At 71.6% G+C, this 18,490-nt stretch carries 15 protein-coding genes; 12 read left to right on the top strand and 3 right to left on the bottom strand.

Features of this window, described 5'->3' with window-relative positions; all coding sequences use genetic code 11:
- Nucleotides 1–75: 75 nt before the first annotated feature.
- Nucleotides 76–300: a hypothetical protein gene (locus EDD90_RS19870; RefSeq protein WP_123974312.1), complete on the bottom strand. Its 225-nt coding sequence runs from the start codon at nucleotides 298–300 to the stop codon at nucleotides 76–78.
- Nucleotides 301–518: 218 nt separating this feature from the next.
- Between EDD90_RS19870 and EDD90_RS19865 the strand changes: the two genes are divergently transcribed.
- The 12 genes from EDD90_RS19865 (at nucleotide 519) to moeZ (ending at nucleotide 15,129) form a co-directional block, all read left to right on the top strand.
- Nucleotides 519–1,562 (top strand): alpha/beta fold hydrolase, encoded by a 1,044-nt coding sequence (locus EDD90_RS19865; RefSeq protein ID WP_123974311.1) that lies wholly within the window; start codon nucleotides 519–521, stop codon nucleotides 1,560–1,562.
- Nucleotides 1,563–1,569: 7 nt separating this feature from the next.
- Nucleotides 1,570–3,030, top strand: a complete 1,461-nt coding sequence (locus EDD90_RS19860; protein WP_123974310.1) for a DUF3152 domain-containing protein — start codon at nucleotides 1,570–1,572, stop codon at nucleotides 3,028–3,030.
- A 56-nt stretch (nucleotides 3,031–3,086) separates the two neighbouring features.
- Nucleotides 3,087–3,179 carry an Ms4533A family Cys-rich leader peptide gene (locus EDD90_RS58595; protein ID WP_311737210.1) on the top strand — a complete coding sequence of 31 codons (93 nt, stop codon included), beginning with the start codon at nucleotides 3,087–3,089 and terminating at the stop codon, nucleotides 3,177–3,179.
- A 166-nt stretch (nucleotides 3,180–3,345) separates the two neighbouring features.
- Nucleotides 3,346–5,064 carry an ABC transporter substrate-binding protein gene (locus EDD90_RS19855; protein WP_123974309.1) on the top strand — a complete coding sequence of 573 codons (1,719 nt, stop codon included), beginning with the start codon at nucleotides 3,346–3,348 and terminating at the stop codon, nucleotides 5,062–5,064.
- A gap of 4 nt (nucleotides 5,065–5,068) precedes the next feature.
- Nucleotides 5,069–6,127: an ABC transporter permease gene (locus tag EDD90_RS19850; RefSeq protein ID WP_123974308.1), complete on the top strand. Its 1,059-nt coding sequence runs from the start codon at nucleotides 5,069–5,071 to the stop codon at nucleotides 6,125–6,127.
- Complete coding sequence (locus tag EDD90_RS19845) at nucleotides 6,124–7,122, top strand: ABC transporter permease (RefSeq protein WP_123974307.1); 999 nt, start codon at nucleotides 6,124–6,126, stop codon at nucleotides 7,120–7,122. Before EDD90_RS19850 ends, EDD90_RS19845 begins: the two co-directional genes overlap by 4 nt.
- Nucleotides 7,119–8,711 (top strand): ABC transporter ATP-binding protein, encoded by a 1,593-nt coding sequence (locus tag EDD90_RS19840; protein WP_123974306.1) that lies wholly within the window; start codon nucleotides 7,119–7,121, stop codon nucleotides 8,709–8,711. Before EDD90_RS19845 ends, EDD90_RS19840 begins: the two co-directional genes overlap by 4 nt.
- 194 nt (nucleotides 8,712–8,905) lie before the next feature.
- Nucleotides 8,906–10,645, top strand: a complete 1,740-nt coding sequence (locus EDD90_RS19835; RefSeq protein WP_123974305.1) for a DUF3492 domain-containing protein — start codon at nucleotides 8,906–8,908, stop codon at nucleotides 10,643–10,645.
- 257 nt (nucleotides 10,646–10,902) lie between these two features.
- The gene (locus EDD90_RS19830) at nucleotides 10,903–11,973 is read left to right on the top strand and encodes a hypothetical protein (protein WP_123981394.1); all 1,071 of its coding nucleotides are present in this window, start codon (nucleotides 10,903–10,905) and stop codon (nucleotides 11,971–11,973) included.
- 217 nt (nucleotides 11,974–12,190) lie between these two features.
- The gene (locus tag EDD90_RS19825) at nucleotides 12,191–13,150 is read left to right on the top strand and encodes an NAD(P)-dependent oxidoreductase (RefSeq protein WP_123974304.1); all 960 of its coding nucleotides are present in this window, start codon (nucleotides 12,191–12,193) and stop codon (nucleotides 13,148–13,150) included.
- Entirely contained in the window at nucleotides 13,138–13,887 is a 750-nt protein-coding gene (locus tag EDD90_RS19820) for a spherulation-specific family 4 protein (RefSeq protein WP_123974303.1), read from the top strand. The genes EDD90_RS19825 and EDD90_RS19820 overlap by 13 nt, the downstream gene beginning before the upstream one ends.
- A gap of 63 nt (nucleotides 13,888–13,950) precedes the next feature.
- Nucleotides 13,951–15,129, top strand: coding sequence for an adenylyltransferase/sulfurtransferase MoeZ (gene moeZ / locus EDD90_RS19815; protein ID WP_123974302.1), 1,179 nt, complete (start codon nucleotides 13,951–13,953; stop codon nucleotides 15,127–15,129).
- 62 nt (nucleotides 15,130–15,191) lie between these two features.
- Here the strand turns inward: moeZ and EDD90_RS19810 are convergent, their stop codons facing one another.
- Entirely contained in the window at nucleotides 15,192–16,739 is a 1,548-nt protein-coding gene (locus EDD90_RS19810) for an alpha/beta hydrolase (RefSeq protein WP_123974301.1), read from the bottom strand.
- A 158-nt stretch (nucleotides 16,740–16,897) separates the two neighbouring features.
- Nucleotides 16,898–18,436 (bottom strand): alpha/beta hydrolase, encoded by a 1,539-nt coding sequence (locus EDD90_RS19805; RefSeq protein ID WP_123974300.1) that lies wholly within the window; start codon nucleotides 18,434–18,436, stop codon nucleotides 16,898–16,900.
- Nucleotides 18,437–18,490 lie beyond the last annotated feature (54 nt).

The following is an 18,490-nucleotide window of genomic DNA, read 5'->3' as shown; positions in this document are numbered from 1 at the left end:
GCGGCGAAAGCCGCACCAGGAAAAGCACCGGGAAATGCGGACAGCACTGATGGACCCGTCGCAGGCCGGTGCCGGTCAGCGGTAGTCGTCCTCGTCGATGGAGACCACACGTGCCTGCTCGATGAGATCGGCCTCGTTCGCGCGGTCCGGGTTCACCCCGGTGAGGGGGTCGTCGTGGGACGGTGCGATGTCCGTGTGCTGCTCGGCTGCGTCGCCCTCCGAGGCCTCGACGTCGATCTCCGGGGCGTCCTCCGCCTTCAGATCGTCGAGCACGTTGGGGTCGGTGGGTTCATAGGCCATGGTCGGGCTCCCTTCCTTCGAACGGCCCTGGCAGAACAGGGGGCCACAAACGGGTGCCCTGTTTATGAGCGTAGGAGACACCGAAGGCGGACGCTATGCCATCGTCGGCCGTTCGCCGGGGTCGCCGGCCGTTCGCCTGGCTCGGCGGCGGCTCGCCCGGGCCGCCCTGTGACGGCGAACACATGAACCACTGTGTGATCGTCTCGTAACATTGGCCCATGTCTTCGACCGAGCTGCCGTCCGTGCCGCCCGCCAGCGTGCTCCCGAAGGCGGTGGCCGTCAGAGTCGCGGATGGCGAGCGGCTGCGGTCGGTGGGGCTGCCGGGCGTCACCCTTTCGGTCCGTTCACGCCCGCCCGCGCGCGAGGGCCTGCCGCCCGCACTGTTCGTCCACGGACTCGGCGGCTCCTCGCAGAACTGGTCGCAGCTGATGGAGCAGCTCGAAGGCGTCGTGGACGGCGAGGCCGTCGACCTGCCGGGCTTCGGCGACTCGCCGCCGCCGGACGACGGCAACTACTCCGTCACCGGGCACGCGCGCGCGGTCATCCGCTACCTGGACGCGTCCGGCCGCGGTCCGGTCCACCTCTTCGGCAACTCCCTGGGCGGCGCGGTCAGCACCCGCATCGCCGCCGTCCGCCCCGACCTGGTCCGTACGCTCACGCTGGTCTCGCCGGCCCTGCCCGAGCTGCGCGTGCAGCGCACGGCCGTGCCGACGGTGATCCTCGGCCTGCCCGGCGTCGCCGGACTCCTCACCCGCACGAACGGCAAATGGACCGCGGAACAGCGCGTACGGGGCGTGCTGGCGCTCTGCTACGGCGACCCCGGCAGCGTGACGCCGGAGGCATTCGAGTACGCGGTGGAGGAGCTGGAACGGAGGCTGCGGCTCCCGTACTTCTGGGACGCGATGGCACGGTCCGCGCGCGGGATCGTCAACGCGTACACGCTGGGCGGCCAGCACGGGCTCTGGCGCCAGGCCGAGCGCGTCCTCGCCCCCACCCTGCTGATCTACGGCGGCCGCGACCAGCTCGTCGGCTACCGCATGGCCCAGAAGGCCGCGCGGAGCTTCCGCGGCTCACGGCTGCTGTCCATGCCGGACGCCGGGCACGTGGCGATGATGGAGTACCCGGAGGCGGTGGCCGGGGCGTTCCGTGAACTCCTCGCGGACCACGACGTGCTGTCCGGCGGCTCGGCCGCGGGGGCGGTCGCGGGCGGTTCCGGTGCGACTTCGGCGAGCGGCTCGGCCGCGCCGGGTATGGGGAGCTGAGGGTCGGGTGGGACGCCACAGTCGCCGCGGTCCGGCACCCAAGGGTGATGCCGCGGACATAACGGGCACGGGTGCGGCCCGGGAAGCCGGCCGGAAGGGGGCGGAGCGCGCGGCTGCCGGAGCGGTGCCGCGCCCGGCCGACGGGACACCCGGTCGGGGGATGCCGCGTGTGCCCGACGGGACGCTTGGTCGGGGAGTGCCGCGTCTGCCCGACGGGACGCCTGCCCAGGGGCTGCCGCGTCTGCCGGACGGGACTCCCGCGCACGGCGTGCCTCGTTTCGCCGACGGGACTCCCGCGCACGGTGTCCCGCGCCTTCCTGACGGGACTCCCGCGGGCGGTGTCCCCCGGGTTCGGGGCGGTCATCCGCAGCAGCGTGAAGCGGGCGGTGGCTGGGGCGAGTTGGGCGGGCGGGCCGGTGGGTCCGCCGCGGCCGGTGCGTCGATACCGCGGCAGCGGCAGGGCGGGCCCGGTGGGCTTCGGCAGGAATACATCGACGCCTTCGACGAGGACGCCGACGTCTTCTCGCCCCGCCCCGGCATCGGCGCCCAGCGCGCGGAAACGTATCCGCCGGTCTCCGACCCGCAGGTCTCTCCGGTCCCGCCCGGTGTGGACGACGGCGAAGGCGCGCCGCCCGCCGGGGTGCCCACGCAGCCCAAGGGCGGCAAGGGCCGGGCCTTCACCGGCGTCGCGGCCGCCGCAGTCACCACCGTGCTCGCGGTGATCGTCGCCGGGCAGGTCGCCCGCGGCGGCGACAGCGGCGTACGGTCCGAGTCGGCCGCCGGCGGCACCCGGGCCACCGACAGTGCCGCCTCGCGCGACAACGCCCGTACGACCCCGTCCGTCTCCGCCTCGCCGCGCGTGGCGACACTGTCGTACGAGCAGGCGATGGGTACGAAGTACCCGCTCAGCGCCACGCTGACCGGGTCGGGGAAATTCAAGACCGTGCCCGGGAGCGCCAAGGCGCCGGGCAAGGGGCGGAAGTACACCTACCGCGTCGACGTGGAGCAGGGCCTCGGGCTGGACGGGCAGCTGTTCGCCGAGGCCGTGCAGAAGACGCTGAACGACGACCGCAGTTGGGCCCATGACGGCGCCCGTACCTTCGAGCGCGTCTCCTCCGGCGAGCCCGACTTCGTGATCACGCTCGCCAGCCCCGGCACCACCGCCAAGTGGTGCGCCAAGTCCGGTCTGGACACGACCGAGGACAACGTGTCCTGTGACTCGGCGTCCACCGAACGCGTGATGATCAACGCGTACAGGTGGGCCCAGGGCAGCAAGACCTACGGCGACAAGATCTACGCGTACCGGCAGATGCTGATCAACCACGAGGTCGGCCACCGCCTCGGCTACGGGCATGTGACCTGCGAGAAGGACGGCGAGCTGGCCCCGGTCATGCAGCAGCAGACCAAGTTCCTGGATCACGACGGAATCCACTGTCTGCCCAACTCCTGGCCGTATCCCAAGGGTTGACAGGTGGCGCATACGTCACATTGACATGGGCAGAAAGTTCATACATATTTCTGGGCATGTCGTCCCTCCACGCCTCTTCGCGCGCCGCCATCGAGCTGGCGCTCATCGGCGTGACCGCGCTCTGCGTGGCCGACATCCACTGTCGCTGACGCTCGCCCCAGGGCGTTCGCGTCGCGATCTTCTTCTGCTGCCGTGACTCGGTCATGGCTTTTTTCGACGACCTGACGCCCGGGCAGACGTCTGTTCACTTTCGTCTCACTCCTCGTCAATCTGTCTCATATATCGAGACACGCCTTCCGAGAGGTCGTCATTCCGATGCGTCAACCGTCCGCCACAGCGCGCCGCGTGGCCGTGGCATCCGTCAGCCTGGTCGTGGCAGCGGGCGCCGCCGCCTGCGGTCCGAAGGACAACGATGCCAACGGCTCCGGTGGCGACTCCGCGCCGCACAAGGGCGGCACTCTCACCGTCCTGAACTCCGACCCCCAGACGGACTTCGACCCGGCCCGTCTGTACACCTCGGGCGGCGGCAACGTGCCCTCCCTGGTCTTCCGGACGCTCACCACCCGCAACCGCGCGAACGGCGCCGCCGGCACCAAGGTCGTCCCCGACCTGGCCACCGACACCGGGCGCCCCAGCAAGAACGCGACCGTGTGGACGTACACGCTGAAGACGGGCCTCAAGTACGAGGACGGGACCGCGATCACGTCCGCCGACATCAAGTACGGCATCGAGCGCTCCTTCGCCCCCGAGCTCTCCGGCGGCGCGCCCTACCTGCGGGACTGGCTGGTCGGTGCCGCCGACTACCAGGGGCCGTACAAGGACAAGAAGGGGCTCTCGGCGATCGAGACGCCGGACGACCGCACCATCGTCTTCCACTTGAACAAGCCCGAGGGCGAGTTCCCGTTCCTGGCCACGCAGACGCAGTTCACGCCCGTCCCACAGGCCAAGGACACGGGCACGAAGTACGAGGAGCACCCGGTCTCGTCCGGCCCCTACAAGGTCGTGAAGAACGAGAACGACGGTGAGCACCTGGTCCTGGAGCGCAACAAGTACTGGTCCGCGGCCGTCGACGACCAGCGCAAGGCGTACCCGGACAAGATCGACGTGCAGTCCGGCCTCGACTCGTCCGTGATCAACCAGCGGCTGTCGGCGTCCCAGGGGACGGACGCGGCCGCCGTGACGACGGACACCAACCTCGGTCCGGCCGAACTCGCCAAGGTGACCGGCGACAAGGAACTCGCCGCGCGTGTCGGCACCGGCCACTTCGGCTACACGAACTACATAGCCTTCAACCCGAAGGTCAAGCCGTTCGACAACCCCAAGGTGCGCGAGGCGATCTCGTACGCCGTCGACCGGTCGTCCGTGATCAACGCGGCGGGCGGCAGCGCCCTCGCCGAGCCCGCGACCACCTTCCTGCCGAACCAGAAGTCCTTCGGCTACACGCCCTACGACCAGTTCCCGGCGGGTGACACCGGCAACGCGGCCAAGGCCAAGGAGCTGCTGAAGGAGGCCGGTTACCCGAACGGGCTGACGGTCACGCTGACCCACGACAACGCCCAGAACTTCAAGACGAGCCCCGAGATCGCGACCGCGATCCAGGACGCGCTGAAGAAGGCCGGCATCACGGTCAAGCTCCAGGGCCTTGAGGACAACAACTACTCCGACACGGTCCACAGCGTGAAGACCGAGCCGGGCTTCTTCCTCGCCGCGTGGGGTGCCGACTGGCCGTCCGGCGGTCCCTTCCTCGCCCCGATCTTCGACGGCCGGCAGATCGTCAAGGACGGCGCGAACTTCAACGCTTCCCAGCTCAACGATGCTTCGGTCAACGCCGAGATTGACGCGATCAACAAGTTGACCGATCTTGACGCGGCCGCCAAGCGGTGGGGTGCACTGGACAAGAAGATCGGCGCGCAGGCGCTGACCGTGCCGCTGTTCCACCCCGTCTACAAGCGGCTGGTCGGCAAGGACATCAGGAACGTCGTGATCAGCGACTGGACCGGTGTCCTGGACATCTCCCAGGTCGCGGTGAAGTAGCGCCGTGAGCGAGGCACTTGTCGCCACCCGGGCCCCCGAGGCATCCGCCTCGGGGGCTTCGGGGGCTCGTCAGTTCTGGCGGCGGCTGCGTACGCAGCGGGCCGCCACCGTCGCGGCGGGAATCGTCGCGCTGCTCGTCCTGGTCGCGCTCGCCGCCCCCCTGCTCACCGCCCTTGAGGGCCAGGACCCGACCACCTACCACCCGTCGCTCATCGACTCCGCGCGCGGCGGCGTGCCGACCGGCTCCCTGGGAGGCATCTCCGGCCACCACTGGCTGGGCGTGGAACCGCAGACGGGGCGTGATCTGTTCGCGCGGCTCGTGTACGGCGCCCGGGTCTCCCTGGGCGTCGCGTTCTCGGCGACCGTGATCCAGGTCCTCCTCGGGCTGCTCGTCGGGGTGGCGGCCGCGCTCGGCGGCAGATGGACCGATCAACTGTTGAGCAGGATCACGGACATCTTCGTCGCGCTGCCTCTGATGGTCATGTCGCTGGCGCTGCTCGCGATCGTGCCGCAGAGTTTTCCCCGGCCCGTCCTGGTCACCCTCGTCATCGGGTTCATCTCCTGGGGCAGCATCGCGAAGATCGTGCGCGCCCAGACGCTCACCCTGAAGGGGCTCGACTACGTCGCCGCCGCGCGGCTCAGCGGCTGGGGTGCCTGGCGCATCGCCCGCCGCGAACTGCTGCCCGGCCTGGCCGCACCGGTCATCACCTACGCCTCGATCCTCATCCCGGTCAACATCAGCGCCGAGGCCGCCCTGTCCTTCCTCGGCATCGGGGTGAAGCCGCCGACGCCCTCCTGGGGCCAGATGCTCACCGCCGCCGACGTCTGGTACCAGGCGGCCCCGCAGTACCTGCTGCTGCCGGCCGGTGCGCTGTTCGTGACCGTCCTCGCGTTGACCGTCCTCGGCGACGGCGTCCGCACCGCCCTGGACCCGCGCGCCGCCTCCCGGCTCGGCGTCGGCACCGGCCGCAGGCGCGAGGCCGCGACGACGGCGAACGCGACGACGGCGGCAGCGTCGTCGGCGTCGGCGTCGTCGGCCTCGGCAAAGGAGGAATCCGCGTGAACGGCTTCGGCGGCTTCCTGCTGCGCCGCAGCATCGGCACCCTGGCGACCCTGCTCGCCATCTCGGTGATCGTCTACGTCGTCTTCTACGTCACCCCGGGCAACGTCGCCCAGATCACCTGCGGCCCGCGCTGTTCCCCGGAACAGGTGCACCAGGTGGCGCAGCAGCTGCACCTCGACGACCCCCTGTACGTGCGTTACTGGCACTTCCTCCAGGGCCTGGTCGCCGGCCAGGACTACTCCACCGGCACCTCCGTGGAACACTGCTCGGCGCCCTGCCTCGGCCTCTCCTACCAGACCGACCAGCAGGTCCTGAGCATCATCCTGACCAGGCTTCCGGTCAGCCTCTCGCTGGTGTTCGGCGCGATGGTGCTGTGGCTGCTCCTGGGCGTCGGCACAGGCGTGCTATCCGTCTGGCGGCGCGGCCGGCTCACCGAGCGGGTGCTGACCGGCCTCACGCTGGCGGGCTGGGCCACGCCGGTCTTCGTCATCGGCCTGGTCCTGATGATCGTCGTCTGCGGCGAACTGCAACTCCTGCCCTTCCCGCAGTACGTGAAGCTCACCGACGACCCCGAACAGTGGGCATGGAACCTGCTGCTGCCCTGGCTCTCCCTCGCCCTCATCGAGTCCGCCGCGTTCGCCCGGATGACCCGCTCGTCGATGCTGGAGACGCTGGCGGAGGACCACATCCGCACCTTCCGCGCGTACGGGGTGAGCGAGCGTTCGATCGTCGGGCGGCACGCCCTGCGCGGGGCGTTCGCACCGGTCATCGCGCTGAACGCCAACAACTTCGGCTCGGCCGTCGGCGGCGCCGTGCTCACCGAGTCGCTGTTCGGACTGCCCGGCCTCGGCCAGGAACTCGTCCACGCCGTCAGCGTGGTCGACCTGCCCGTCGTCGTGGGCATGGTCCTGGTCATCGGCTTCTTCGTGGTCCTCGCCAACGCCGTCGCGGACGTGCTGTACGCGGTGGCCGACCGACGGGTGGTACTGACGTGAGTCTCGTCCAAGTCACCGACCTGACCGTCGAGTTCGGCGCCCTGCGGGCCGTCGACGGGCTCTCCTTCCGGCTGGAGCGGGGCGCGGCCCTCGCCCTGGTCGGCGAGTCCGGCTCCGGCAAGTCCACGGTCGCCTCGGCCCTGCTGGGCCTGCATCACGGCACGGGCGCGCGGGTCGGCGGTTCGATCGACGTCGCCGGCATCGACGTACAGGCCGCCTCCGACGGCGAACTGCGGCGGCTGCGCGGCGCGAAGGCGGCCATGGTCTTCCAGGACCCGCTGTCGTCACTCGACCCGTACTACGCGATCGGCGACCAGATCGCCGAGGTCCACCGCGTCCACACGCGCGGGTCACGACGAGCCGCACGCGCGCGTGCGGTGGAGGTCCTGGACCGGGTCGGCATCCCGGACGCCCCGCGCCGGTCCCGGTCCCGTCCGCACGAGTTCAGCGGCGGCATGCGCCAGCGCGCGCTGATCGCCATGGCACTCGCCTGCGAACCCGACCTGCTGATCGCCGACGAGCCCACCACCGCCCTCGACGTGACCGTCCAGGCCCAGATCCTCGACCTGCTGCACACGCTGCGCGAGGAGACCGGTATGGGCCTGCTGCTCGTCACCCATGACGTGGGCGTCGCCGCCGAGAGCGTCGACCAGGTGCTCGTCATGCGGCACGGACGCGAGGTCGAGCAGGGGCCGGTCGCCGCCGTGCTCGGGGCGCCGGCGCAGCCGTACACCCGCGAACTGCTCTCCGCGGTCCCGCGCGTGGACGCGGCCCGCGCGCCCTCGGCGGCCTCCGACGAGGTCGTCCTGGAGGCGACCGGCCTGCGGCGCGAGTTCGGGCGTGGGAAACGGGCGTTCGCGGCTGTGGACGACGTGTCGCTGACCGTCCGCCGCGGCGAGACCCTCGGCATCGTCGGCGAGAGCGGGAGCGGCAAGACCACGCTCGGCCGGATGCTGGTCGGACTGCTGGAGCCGACGGCGGGGGAGGTCCGTTACGAGGGGCACGCGCGCGTGGGCGTGCGGCCGACCGTGCAGATGGTCTTCCAGGACCCGGTCTCCTCCCTCAACCCGCGCCGCAGCGTGGGCGAGTCGATAGCCGACCCGCTTCGCGCGCGTGGCGAACACGATGAGGGGCGTATCCGGGGGCGCGTGATCGAACTACTGGAGCGCGTGGGGCTCGAAGGGGCGCACTACGACCGTTATCCGCACGAGTTCAGCGGTGGCCAGCGCCAGCGCGTGGGCATCGCGCGGGCGCTCGCGGCCGACCCGCGCGTCATCGTCTGCGACGAGCCGGTCTCGGCGTTGGACGTCACCACCCAGGCCCAGGTCGTCGCCCTGCTCGGCGAACTGCAGCGCGAACTCGGGCTCGCCCTGGTCTTCGTCGCCCACGACCTCGCCGTCGTCCGCCAGGTCAGCGACCGGGTCGCGGTCATGCGGCACGGGCGGGTCGTCGAGACCGGGCCCGCCGACGAGGTGTACGACAACCCCCAGGACCCGTACACCAGGCAGCTCCTGGCCGCCGTACCCGCCCTCGATCCCGAGGCCGCGGCCCGGCGGCGGGCGGTACGGCGGGAACTGGCGTCGGCGTGACCTTCCGCCGCCGTTCGGTGGCCTAGCGCGACCGAACGCGACCCGCACGGGAAAGTTACGACCGTTCACCCCTTTTGGTGGCGCGATGGACAACCGTCCGTCGCGCCACCGCCTTGTCCGCATACGTTCGTCCCGCTGCGAGCCGCCAAGCCGACGGCGGCTCCCCATACGGGAGATCGATCGGGGGTGCACACGTGCGCATCGGACTGCTTACGGAGGGTGGCTATCCGTATGTGAGCGGTGACGCCAGACTCTGGTGCGACCGGCTCGTGCGCGGGCTCGGGCGGCACGAGTTCGACATCTACGCGCTCAGCCGCAGCAGGCGCCAGGAGGACGAAGGCCGGCTGGAACTGCCGCCGCACGTCAGCCGGGTGCGCACGGCTCCCTTGTGGACCGCCGAGGAGGACGGGGCCGCGTACGGGCGGCGCGCACGCCGGCGCTTCGTCGAGAGCTACGGAGAGCTGGCAGGGGTGCTGTGCGCCGGCCCGGCCGCGGACGGCGCAGACGGCCCGGACGGCTCCGGAGCCGAGCCCGGTCATATGGCGGACCGTTTCGGCAGCGCGCTCTACGGGCTCGCCGAACTCGCCCGTGACGAGGGCGGACTGGTCGGCGCACTCCGCTCCGACACCGCCGTACGCACGCTGGAGCGCGCCTGTCGCGCACCCGGCGCACTCGGGACGGCGCGCGAGGCGCGCGTGCCAGACCTCCTCGCGGTGGCCGCACACCTCGAACGCGCCCTGCGCCCGCTCTCCCTCGACTGGTACGGCGACGACGGCCTGGGCGCAGCCGACCTCTGCCACGCCACCGCCGGCGGCACGGCCGCCCTGCCCGGCCTTCTCGCCCGCCACTTCTCCGACGTGCCGCTCCTGGTCACCGAGTACGGCGTGCCACTGCGCTCGCACTACCTCGCCTCCGGCCCGGACACGGCCACCCCGGTCGTTCGCGCGCTGCTCGCCGCCTTCCACGGCCGGCTCACCGCCGAGGTCTACGGCCGCGCCGCGATCATCACCCCCGGCAACGCGCACGCCCGCCGCTGGCAGGAGCGCTGCGGCGCCGACCGCGCCCGTATCCGTACCGTCCACCCCGGCATGGAGGCCTCCCGCTTCACCGAGGTCGGCGAGGCCCCGGACCGCGCCGACCCGGACACGCTCGTGTGGGTCGGCCGGATCGAGCCGTCCAAGGACCTGGTGTCGCTGCTGCACGCCTTCGCGGAGGTCCGCAGGGAGGCCCCCAAGGCACGGCTGCGGGTCCTGGGTGCCCCGGCCGGGCCGGAGGGCGAGGCCTATCTGGGCCACTGCAAGGCGCTCGCCGCGCAGCTCTTCCCCGACGAGGCCGAGGGCGTGCACGCCGTCGGCGACAACCCGGTCGCCTTCGAGGAGATCGGGGGCCCCGAGGCGCCGACCCTCGCCCACGCCTACGCGTCCGGCGCGGTCGTCGTCCTCTCCAGCGTCGTCGAGGGTTTCCCGGTCGGCCTCGTGGAGGCGATGTTCTGCGGCCGCGCGACCGTCTCCACGGACGTCGGCGCCGTGGTGGAGGCCATCGGCGGCACCGGTCTCGTCGTACCCCCGCGCAACCCGCGGGCGCTCGCGGAGGCGTGCGTCGCCCTGCTGCGCGATCCCGAGCGCCGTGAGCGCCTCGGAGCCGCCGCGCGCGCCCGAGCGCTCGAACTGTTCACCATCGAGCAGAACATCACGGCATTTCACGGCATTTACCTGGAGATCGTCTCGCACTGCCCGGTGCGCCGGGTCGTCCTCTCCGCGGCGGGTGAGCCCCTGCCGTTCGCCGTCCCGGCCGAGGCGCACATTCCCGTTCGCTGGACCGGCCCCACGGCCCGCGTCGTCGCGCGCGGCGGACCCGGGTGGGCGTCGGCCGCCGCCAACCGACCCGCCCCGGTGCGGGCCACCCCGCTCGCAGCCGCGGAGGGGCCGCTGTGAACGGCGGCGAGGACGGCGCGACGGGCGCCGCTCCGGGGGAGCTGGACCGGCCCGGGCAACCCGGCGGGGCGGACGCCTGGGACGCGCGCTCGCAGGAATGGCTCCTGGGTACGGAGGAGGACGCTTCGGGTGATCCCTTCTCCCGAGGCGAGTCGCCGGTCTCGGCCGGGGTCGCTCCGGAGATCCGGGCCGCCGCCGTCAAGGACACCGCCGCCGACAGCCGTGGAACCATCCCCCGTCGAGGCGGCGCCGACCCCGTGAAGGTGCTCATGCACCGTCACCGCGTGCTCTGCGAACGGGCCGTCGACCCACTGGAGATCGCGGCCGGTCTCGAAGCGCACGGCGTCACCGACCGGGCCGCCGTCCGCTTCCGGCACCGCGATGTCTTCTCGCTCGCCGAGGAGCTCTATGCCCGCGTGCCCCGCGAAGCCGGCCCGCGCCCGGAACCGGCGCCCGCGCCGCGAGTACGCGCCGACTGGGTGCTGCTCACGCTCCTTCCGGGCGCCGTCTGCGCAGCGGTCGTGACCGGCGTACGGCTCACCGAGGGCCGCCCCCGTCTCCTGGTGGCGGTCGCCGGCGTGCTCGCCGTCGCCCTGGCCGTACGCCCGGCCCTGCGCCGAGGCCCCCTGGCCCCGGCCCGCGCACTCGCCTGGCGCACCGCCACCGGCGCCCGGGTGTGGACCTGCTGGCTCCTCGCCTACGCCCTCTTCGGCAACGGCCTTCTGCGCACCGTGGCCGACGGCGGCCCCGACGGTCTCCCGACGGGCGCCGCGTACGGCCCCTGGCCGGTGACCGTCGCCCCGGTCCTCGCCCTCACTCTGGCCTGCGCCCCCGCGGCCTGGAGCGCCCATCTCCTCACGGCGGCTGCCCGCCGCAGGCTGGCGGGCAGCCGGGGCCTGGAGGAGTTCACGGCGGCCGTACAGCCGTTGCTGCTCGGCGTGTTCGTCCTCTTCCTGAGCGCCCTCACGGCCCTGCTCGCGCTGTGCGGCGCCGCCCTGGGCGAACCGGCCGGCTGCCCGGAGGCCCTCGCCCTCGGCGCCCTTCTGCTGCTCGCCCGCCTCCTCACCGTCCACCACGTCACCCAGGGCCCCGCCCAGGCCCTCGCCGCGGCCGCCGCGGCCGAAGCGGCAGCCATGGCCCTCGTCCTGGCCGGCCGACTGCCCGGCTGCGCCTTCCTGGCCGTCCCCGTCGACGCCCTGGTCGACGCGTGGGGTGCGGGCAGCGTCCCGGCCGTCGTCTGCGGCGTCGCCGCCCTGGCGCTGCTGATCCGGGCGACCCGCACCCTCACCCGGGCCTCGGCCCACGCGCCGACGGGAGACCCGGAGTGAGCCGAGCCACCGGGGCGTCGCGGGGTCCGGCGCACACCCCCTCGGAGGAGGGCCCCCACGACCCCGCCCGGCCCGGCCGAATAGCGCTGCTTCTCACAGCCCACCTGATCCACCGGACACCCCCAGAAGGAGACCGCCAGATGACCACCTCCCGACCCGGACCCGGAGCGTCCGGAACCACCGGAGTCGCCGGAGCGCACACCCCGGGAGCCGCACGATGAGGGTTCTGCTGATCGGAGCCAACGGATACCTCGGCCGCTTCGTCGCCGACCGGCTGCTCGCCGACCCGGCCGTCCAGCTCACCGCGCTCGGCCGCGGCGACGACGCCGACGTCCGCTTCGACCTCGCCACCGGCAGCCCCGGCGCGCTCACCCGCTTCCTCGACGCCGTCCACCCGGGCGTCATCGTGAACTGCGCCGGTGCCACCCGCGGCGGAGCCCGGGAACTCACCCGGCACAACACCGTCGCCGTCGCCACCATCTGCGAGGCACTGCGCCGCAGCGGCTGCGGGGCCCGCCTGGTGCAGATCGGCTGCAGCGCCGAGTACGGCCCGAGCCAGCCCGGCTCCTCCACGGCCGAGGACGCCGTACCGCGCCCCGGCGGCCCGTACGGCGTCAGCAAGCTCGCCGCCACCGAACTCGTCCTCGGCTCCGGCCTGGACGCCGTCGTCCTGCGCGTCTTCTCGCCCGCCGGTCCTGGCACCCCGGCCGGCTCCCCGCTCGGCCGCCTCGCCGAGGCCATGCGCCGCGCCATGCAATCCGGCGACGGCGAACTCAAGCTCGGCGGCCTCGGCGTCCAGCGCGACTTCGTCGACGTACGCGACGTCGCCCGCGCCGTCCACGCGGCCTCGCTCTCCGCCGCCCAGGGCGTCATCAACATCGGCTCCGGCCGCGCCGTCCGCCTCCGCGACGCCGCCGCCGTCCTCGCCCGCGTCGCCGGGTACGGCGGCGCCCTGCACGAACTCGACGGCCCGCCCGGCCCGCTGCGCAGCCCCATCGGCCACCCCCGTCTGGACTCCGACCACGCGGCCCCGGTCGCGTACCCGTACCCGGACGGCTGTGGAAGCTGGCAGCAGGCCGACGTGCGCTGTGCCCGGGACCGCCTCGGCTGGCGGCCCCGCATCAACCTCGAGGAGTCCTTGGCGGACATCTGGATGGAGGCGGCATGCCGCATCTGACCAGTGCCAGGGCGGGCGCCGCGACCACCGGCGTCCGCACCGCCTTCGGCATCCCCGGCTACGCCCACCCCCTCCTCGCCCCCGCACAGTGGGCCGAACTCACCCGCCCCGGCATACCCCTGCACTGGGTCGCCCTCGATGTCGCGGGCGGCCCCGGCAGCCGCCCCGACCCGCACTGCCTGGAGGCGGCCGGCCGCCTCCGCAACGCGGGCGTCCGCGTCCTGGGCCGCCTGGACACCGCCTACGGCGCCCGGCCCCACGGCGACCTGATCACCGACGCCCACCGCTACCACGACTGGTACCGCGTCGACGGCTTCCTGCTGGACCGCTGCCCCACCGACCGCACCGCGCTCCCTTGGGTCCGCCGCACCGTCGCCGCGCTGCGCACCGTCGGCGACGAGCCCCACGTGGTCCTCGGCCACGGCACCCACCCCCACCCGGGATACGCCGAGAACGCCGACCAGCTGGTGACCTTCGCGGGCCCCTGGACCGACTACCGCTGGTCCCAGGTGGCCGAGTGGACCGCCGACTACCCGCCCGACCGCTTCTGCCACTTCGTGCACAGCGTGCCCCGCGGCCACCTCGACGAGGCGCTGCGGATCGCACGCTGGCAGGGCGCGGCCACGATCTACTTCACCGACCGCACGGACCGCGGCGGTCGCGTCGACCCCTGGGAGACGATGCCCGGCTACTGGGACGACATCGTCTCGCGGGTCGGGACAGGTGTCTCGGAATGAAGATTGCCATGGCAGTGTTACAGGGAGAACAACTGTAGTGATTGACCGATCAACGGAGTCCCCGTGTCGCTGCCACCCCTGGTCGAGCCAGCCTCTGAGCTCACCGTAGACGAGGTCCGCAGGTACTCCCGCCACCTGATCATCCCCGACGTCGGGATGGACGGGCAGAAGCGGCTGAAGAACGCCAAGGTGCTCTGTGTGGGCGCCGGCGGCCTGGGCTCGCCGGCGCTGATGTACCTGGCCGCCGCGGGCGTCGGCACCCTCGGCATCGTGGAGTTCGACGAGGTCGACGAGTCGAACCTGCAGCGCCAGATCATCCACAGCCAGGCCGACATCGGCCGCTCCAAGGCCGAGTCCGCCCGTGACTCCGTCCTCGGCATCAACCCGTACGTGAACGTGATCCTCCACGAAGAGCGGCTCGAGGCCGAGAACGTGATGGACATCTTCAGCCAGTACGACCTGATCGTCGACGGCACGGACAACTTCGCCACCCGCTACCTGGTCAACGACGCCTGCGTGCTGCTGAACAAGCCGTACGTCTGGGGCTCGATCTACCGCTTCGACGGCCAGGCCTCGGTCTTCTGGTCCGAGTACGGTCCCTGCTACCGCTGCCTCTACCCGGAGCCCCCGCCGCCGGGCATGGTCCCCTCCTGCGCCGAGGGCGGCGTCCTGGGCGTGCTGTGCGCGTCCATCGGCTCCATCCAGGTCACCGAGGCCATCAAGGTCCTCACCGGCACCGGTGAGCCCCTCGTCGGCCGTCTGATGATCTACGACGCCCTGGAGATGCAGTACCGCCAGGTCAAGGTCCGCAAGGACCCGAACTGCGCGGTCTGCGGCGAGAACCCGACCGTCACCGAGCTCATCGACTACGAGGCCTTCTGCGGCGTCGTCTCCGAGGAGGCCCAGCAGGCGGCCGCCGGCTCGACGATCACTCCCAAGCAGCTCAAGGAGTGGATCGACGACGGCGAGAACATCGAGATCATCGACGTCCGCGAGCCGAACGAGTACGAGATCGTCTCCATCCCGGGCGCCAAGCTGATCCCGAAGAACGAGTTCCTCCTCGGCACCGCTCTGGAGGGCCTGCCGCAGGACAAGAAGATCGTCCTGCACTGCAAGACGGGTGTCCGCAGTGCGGAGGTCCTCGCGGTCCTGAAGTCCGCGGGCTTCGCGGACGCCGTCCACGTCGGCGGCGGCGTGATCGGCTGGGTCAACCAGATCGAGCCGTCGAAGCCGGTCTACTGAGCACAGACTCCGCGGTGGGCGGGGGCCTCGGGCACGACAGATGCCCGGAGCCCCCGCCTTCGTCATGAGCAGACCTTGCCGTCCTTCGGGATCGAGCCGCTCAGCAGATAGGCGTTCACCGTGGAGTCCACGCAGTCGCTCCCGCTGCCGTACGCGCCGTGCCCCTCGCCCTTCCAGGTCAGCTCCACCCCGACGCCCCTGCCCAGCTCGTCGGCCATCTTCCGGGCGCCCTCGTACGGGGTCGCCGGGTCGCCGGTGTTGCCGACCAGCAGAATCGGCGCCGCGCCCGGTGCGCTCACCTCCGGTGTGTCCCACTGCCCCGCCACCGGCCAGTCGTGGCACCAGCCGGCCGAGTCCCAGCCCAGGAAGTCCCCGAAGACGGGCGAGATCTTCTCGAATTCCGCCAGCCGTTTCTTCGTCTCGGCGAGTGTCGGCCGCTCCTTGTCGTCCAGGCACGATATGACCCGTTGGGAGTGCGTGGTCGTGCCGTAGTGCCCCGAGGAGTCCCGCTCGTTGTACTGGTCCGCGAGCGACAGCAGCTCCGAGCCGTCGCCCTCCCCGGCCGCCTTGAGCGCGCTGGTCAGCGTCGGCCAGCTGTCCTGGCTGTACAGCGGCAGCACGATGCCGGTGACCGCGAGGCTCTGGGTCAGCTTCCGCCCGGAGGACGTGGGCAGCGGCGTGGCGTCCAGCCTCTTCAACAGACCGGCGATCTTCCGGGAACCCTGGTCCGGGTCCTGGCCGGTGGACTTGAGGTAGTCGTCCAGGGCCCGCTGGAAGCCGGCGGCCTGGTTCTTCTCCTGGCCGACCGAGTCGGCCGTCGGGTCGACCACCGCGTCCAGGATCAGCCGCCCCACCTTCTTCGGGAACAGGTGGGCGTAGACGCCGCCGAGTTCGGTGCCGTAGGAGATGCCGAAGTAGTGCATCTTCGTGTCCCCGAGAACCTGACGCATCAGGTCCATGTCGCGGGCGGTGTCGGTCGTCGAGACATGCGCGATCAGCGTGCCGGCGGCTTTCTCGCACCCCTTGCCGAAGTCCGCGGCGTCCTGGAAGTACGCGGTCTCCTCCGCCGGGGTGTCCGGCGTCGCGTCGATCGACTCGGCGGACTGGATGTCCTTGTCGCTGCGACAGCGGATCCCCTCACTGGCGCCGACCCCGCGCGGATCCCAGCTCACCAGGTCGTACCGCGCGCGCAGTGCGGAGACGGTGGAGGCGTAGTACGGCATCGTCGAGACGCCGGAGCCGCCCGGACCGCCGAAGTTGAACAGCAACGAGCCGATCCGCTTCCCCGAACCCCCGCTCGCCTGCGCCCGGATCAGCGCCAGCCCGATCGTCGCACCGTCCGGCTTCGCCCAGTCCAACGGCACCTTGAGCGTCGCGCACCGCCACTCGTCGCCGGGTGCGGCGGAGTCGGAAGTGGCTTTGCAGCGGCCCCAGTCGAGCTTCTGGGAGGTGAGGGAAGCGGGCAGGGCGGCAGAGGCGACGGAAGAGGGTGATCGTTGTCCGGACCGTGCCTTCCCTTCATCCCCGCCTCCGCCCGAGGACCCGCCACTGCACCCGGCCACCAGCAGCCCCGCGGCAACAGCGGTCGCCCACCGTACACATCGCAACATGCGCGCACACCCCCCACACAGGCTCTCCACGGGTTCGTCGCGGAAAGCGGTCAGGCCATAGTAGGCGGATCGAGCGAATGCCGTTTCAGCCTGTGGATAACCGTCTGACCTGCGGTTCTGCAGCGCAGTGATGGGGGTGCAGGGCTGTTGCGCGACGCTTACGCACAGACCTTCCCAGCCGCAGGCACCGTCCCCTCCAGCAGATAGCCGTTCACCGCACCCTGCACACACTTGTTCTTGCTGTCGTACGCCCCGTGCCCCTGTCCCTTGTACGTCAGCTCCACCCCGACGCCCTTCCCCAGCGCCTCCACCATCTTCTTCGCACCCTCGTACGGTGTGGCCGGATCCCCCGTGTTGCCCACGACCAGGATCGGCGCCGACCCGGGCGCGCTGACGTCGGGATGGTCGGCGGCGCCCGGCACCGCCCAGTTCGTGCAGCTGACCATGCCCCAGGCGAGGTAGTCGCCGAACAGCGGGGAGGCGGCGCGGAACTCGGGCAGTCGCTGCTGGACGAAGTCGGCGGTGTAGCGCGGCTTCTGGTCGGCGCAGTTGATGGCGATGTTCGCCGCGGTGATGTTGCTGTACTCGCCGTTCTGGTTGCGGCCGTTCATCGAGTCGGACAGCAGCATCAGGATCTTCCCGTCGCCGTCGTACGCCTCCTCCAGGCCCTCGGTGAGGTACTCCCAGAAGTCCTTGGAGTACAGGGACTGGGCGATGCCGTTGGTAGCGGCGGTCTGGGTCAGCTGGCGGGGGAGGATGCCGGGGATCGGTTTGCTGTCCAGGTCCGTGAGGAGCTTGGCGATACGGTCCTTCACGTCCTGCGGGGTGTCGCCGATCGGGCACTCCGTCGTCTTCGACGTGCAGTCCTCGGCGAAGTTGTCGAGCGCGAGCTGGAAGCCCTTGGCCTGCCCCAGCGAGCTCTGTTCGGGGTTCTGGGTGGGGTCGACCACGGCGTCGAAGACGGCCCGGCCCACGTGCTTCGGGAACAGGTGGGCGTAGACGCCGCCGAGTTCGGTGCCGTAGGAGATGCCGAAGTAGTGCAGTTGCCTGTCGCCGAGGACCTGGCGCATCAGGTCGATGTCGCGGGCGGCGTCGGTGGTGGGTACGTGCGGCAGGATCGTCTTGGAGTTCTTCTCGCAGGCGGCGTTGAACTGCTTGGTGCGGTTGATCAGTGCGGTTTGCTCGGCGTCGGTGTCCGGTGTCGCGTCCTGCTGGAAGTAGTCGTCGAGCTGGGCGTCGCTCAGGCACTCGACGGGGTCGCTGCGGCCGACTCCGCGCGGGTCGAAGCTGACGAGGTCGTAACGGGTGCGCAGGGCCGCGTAGTCCTCGCCGAACGCGGGGAGTGTGGTGACACCGCTGCCGCCGGGCCCGCCGAAGTTGAAGATCAGGGAGCCGATCCGTCTGCTCGGATCGCCGCTGGCCTTGGCGCGGATCAGCGCGAGACCGATGGTGGGGCCCTTCGGGTTCGCCCAGTCGAGGGGCGCCTTCATGGTGGCGCACTGCCAGGTGCCGCCACCGGGCAGGGGCGACGGGGAGTCGCCGCCGCCCTCGGCCTCGTCGGGCGCCGGACAGCTCTTCCAGTTCAGTGTCTGGGCCGTCAGATCCCCGTCCGTGGATCCGTCGCTGCACCCGGTCAGCAGGGAGGACAGCACCAGGGCGGTGGTCAGGGCGGCGCGGATCCGGAAGGGGTTCGGCATGCTCCCATCCTGGGGTTGCCCACGACCACGCGCGCGGGGCACGAGCCGTACGAG

Source organism: Streptomyces sp. Ag109_O5-1 (genome assembly GCF_003814875.1).
Taxonomy (GTDB): domain Bacteria; phylum Actinomycetota; class Actinomycetes; order Streptomycetales; family Streptomycetaceae; genus Streptomyces; species Streptomyces sasae.
Note: the sequence above shows the minus strand (reverse complement) of the source record. Positions and strands in the feature narration are given on the sequence as shown.